The organism is Streptomyces sp. VTCC 41912 (assembly GCF_045799175.1).
Classification (GTDB): Bacteria; Actinomycetota; Actinomycetes; order Streptomycetales; family Streptomycetaceae; genus Streptomyces; species Streptomyces albulus_C.
Genome location: NZ_JBJMAB010000088.1, coordinates 1 through 3,000, shown reverse-complemented (window position 1 = coordinate 3,000; position 3,000 = coordinate 1). Strand labels below are relative to the sequence as shown.

Here is a 3,000-nt window from a genome sequence, read left to right as displayed (position 1 = left end):
TTTCGCCGACGGCGTCCGTACCCTCGCCGACCACGGCGCCACCACCTTCCTGGAACTCGGCCCGGACGGCGTCCTCTCCGCGCTGACCCAGCAGACGCTGACCGCCGACACCGACACCGATACTGACACCGAGGCCGATTCCGACACCGACATCGTCACCGTCCCGGTCCTCCGCAAGGACCGGGACGAAGAGACCGCCGCACTCAGTGCACTCGCTCACCTCCACGCGGCAGGGGCTCGCATCGACTGGTCGGCGTTCTTCGCCGGCACCGGCGCCGCCCGCGTCGACCTGCCGACGTACGCCTTCCAACACGCCACCTACTGGCCCATCGGCACCCCGTCCACCGCGCACGCCGCGGCCGTCGGCGTGACCGCCGCCGAACACCCACTGCTCAACGGTTCGGTCGAACTCGCCGACGGCGAGGGGGTGTTGTTCACCGGGCGGCTGTCGCTCCAGACGCATCCGTGGCTGGCCGACCACTCCGTGATGGGCCAGGCACTGCTCCCGGGGACCGCCCTGCTGGAGCTGGCGTTCCGGGCGGGCGACGAGGTCGGTTGCGACCGCGTCGAGGAACTGACCCTGGCCGCACCGCTGGCCCTTCCCGAACGCGGGGCCGTGCGGACCCAGGTCCGGGTCGGCGTCGCCGACGACACCGGCCGCCGCACCGTCACCGTGCACTCCCGGCCCGAGCACGCGACCGACGCGTCCTGGACCGCCCACGCCACCGGCACCCTGACGACCACCAGCGGCACCACCCCCGCCGGCTCGCCCTTCGACGCCACGGCCTGGCCGCCGGCCGACGCCGCCCCCCTCGACACGGCCGACTGCTACGCCCGCTTCACCGCGCTCGGTTTCGGCTACGGCCCGGTCTTCCAGGGCCTGCGCGCCGCCTGGCGCGCCGGTGACGTGGTCTACGCCGAGGTGGCCCTGCCGGATGCCGCCGGGGACGCCGCGGCCGACTTCGGTCTGCACCCCGCACTCCTGGACGCAGCCCTGCACGCCGCCCTCGTCGCCCACGACGGAGACGAGAGCAACGGGGGACTCCCGTTCTCCTGGGAGGGCGCCACCCTCCACGCCACGGGCGCCACGGCGCTGCGCGTCCGGCTGACCCCGACGGGCGACGACGGGCGGTCCGTGGCCCTCGCCGTCGCCGACACCACCGGCCGGCTCGTCGCCGTCATCGACAACCTCGTGTCCCGCCGCGTGTCCGGCGCCCAGTTGACCGGCGCCACGGGCCTCGTCCGGGACGCCCTGTTCACCCTGGACTGGACGCCGGTGGCCGAGGGCGCCGCCGGACCGGCGACGCACGACGGCCAAGGCACCCAGGACGCCCTTCGCGCGCCGGCCGCCGTCGCGCTCATCGGAACGGGCGACGCCGGCCTGGCCACCGACCTCACCGCCGCCGGGATCCGCACCACCACCCACCCCGACCTGGCCGCCCTCGCCGCGGACGACGCGCAGGTCCCGAGCACGGTCCTGGTCCCCCTCACCTCAACCGCAATCGCGGCCGGAAGCGCCACCACGAAGGAAACCGCCTCCGGTACCGCAACGGAAACCGGAACCGCTTCCCCGGTCGAGGCCGCCCACGCCCTGACCGCCGCCGCCCTCGCCCTCGTCCAGGAATGGCTCGGACAAGAACGCTTCGCCGGCTCCCGCCTGGTGTTCGTCACGACCGGCGCGGTGGCCGCCGGCGACGCCGACGTCACGGACCTGGGCGCCGCCGCGGTCTGGGGCCTGATCCGCTCCGCCCAGTCCGAGACGCCGGGCGCCTTCGTCCTCATCGACCGCGACCCCGCCCCGGGCGGCACGCACGACCGCGGTGCCGCTGCCGCCGACCGGGGGCGCCTGCTGGCCCGGGCGCTGCACACCGAGGAGCCGCAGCTCACGCTGCGCGACGGCAGCGTGCTCGCCGGTCGCCTGGCCCGCGTCGGTGCGGACGCCGCCCTCATCCCGCCGGCCGAACGTGCCTGGCGACTCGACAGCACGGCCAAGGGCAGTCTCAACGGCCTCGCCCTCACCCCGTACCCGGCGGCGCTGGCTCCGCTGACCGGCCACGAGGTCCGCGTCGAGGTCCGGGCCGCGGGCCTGAACTTCCGGGACGTGCTGAACGCGCTCGGCATGTACCCGGGTGACGCCGGGCTGTTCGGTTCGGAGGCGGCCGGTGTGGTCGTCGAGGTCGGGCCGCAGGTCACCGGTTTCGCTCCGGGCGACCGCGTCATGGGCATGATCACCGGCAGCTTCGGCTCCCTCGCCGTGGACGACGCCCGCCGCCTCACCCACCTGCCCGAGGACTGGTCCTGGGAGACGGGCGCCTCCGTTCCGTTGGTGTTCCTGACCGCGTATTACGCGCTGACGGAGTTGGGCGGGTTGCGGGCGGGGGAGAAGGTGCTGGTGCATGCCGGTGCCGGTGGCGTCGGTATGGCCGCGGTGCAGATCGCCCGCCATTTCGGGGCCGAGGTGTTCGCGACGGCGAGTGAGGGCAAGTGGGCGGTGTTGCGGGAGCTCGGTGTGGCCGAGGACCACCTCGCGTCGTCCCGGACCCTCGACTTCGCGACCGCTTTCGCCGGGATCGCCGGGGACGGCGGCCTCGACGTCGTCCTCAACTCCCTCGCCGGTGAGTTCGTCGACGCCTCGATGGGACTGCTCGGCACCGGCGGCCGGTTCCTGGAGATGGGCAAGACCGACATCCGCGAGGCGATCCCGGACGGCCTCTCCTACCAGTCCTTCGACCTCGCCTGGGTGGCGCCGGAAACCATCGGCACCATGCTCGCCGAACTGATGGAGCTCTTCCGCACCGGCGCCCTGCGGCCCCTCCCCGTCCGCACCTGGGACGTTCGGCACGCCAAGGACGCCTTCCGGTACATGAGCATGGCCAAGCACACCGGAAAGCTCGTGCTCACCCTGCCCCGCAGCTGGCAACCCGACGGGACGGTGTGGGTGACGGGTGGTACGGGTGGTTTGGGTGGTGTGTTGGCTCGGCATTTGGTGCGGTCGTGTGG

At 73.8% G+C, this 3,000-nt stretch carries 1 protein-coding gene; it reads left to right on the top strand.

Going from position 1 to position 3,000, the window contains the following annotated elements:
• Positions 1–3,000 (top strand): polyketide synthase dehydratase domain-containing protein (locus tag ACJ6WD_RS41225; RefSeq protein WP_407617804.1); only part of this gene is annotated, 3,000 nt, incomplete at both ends.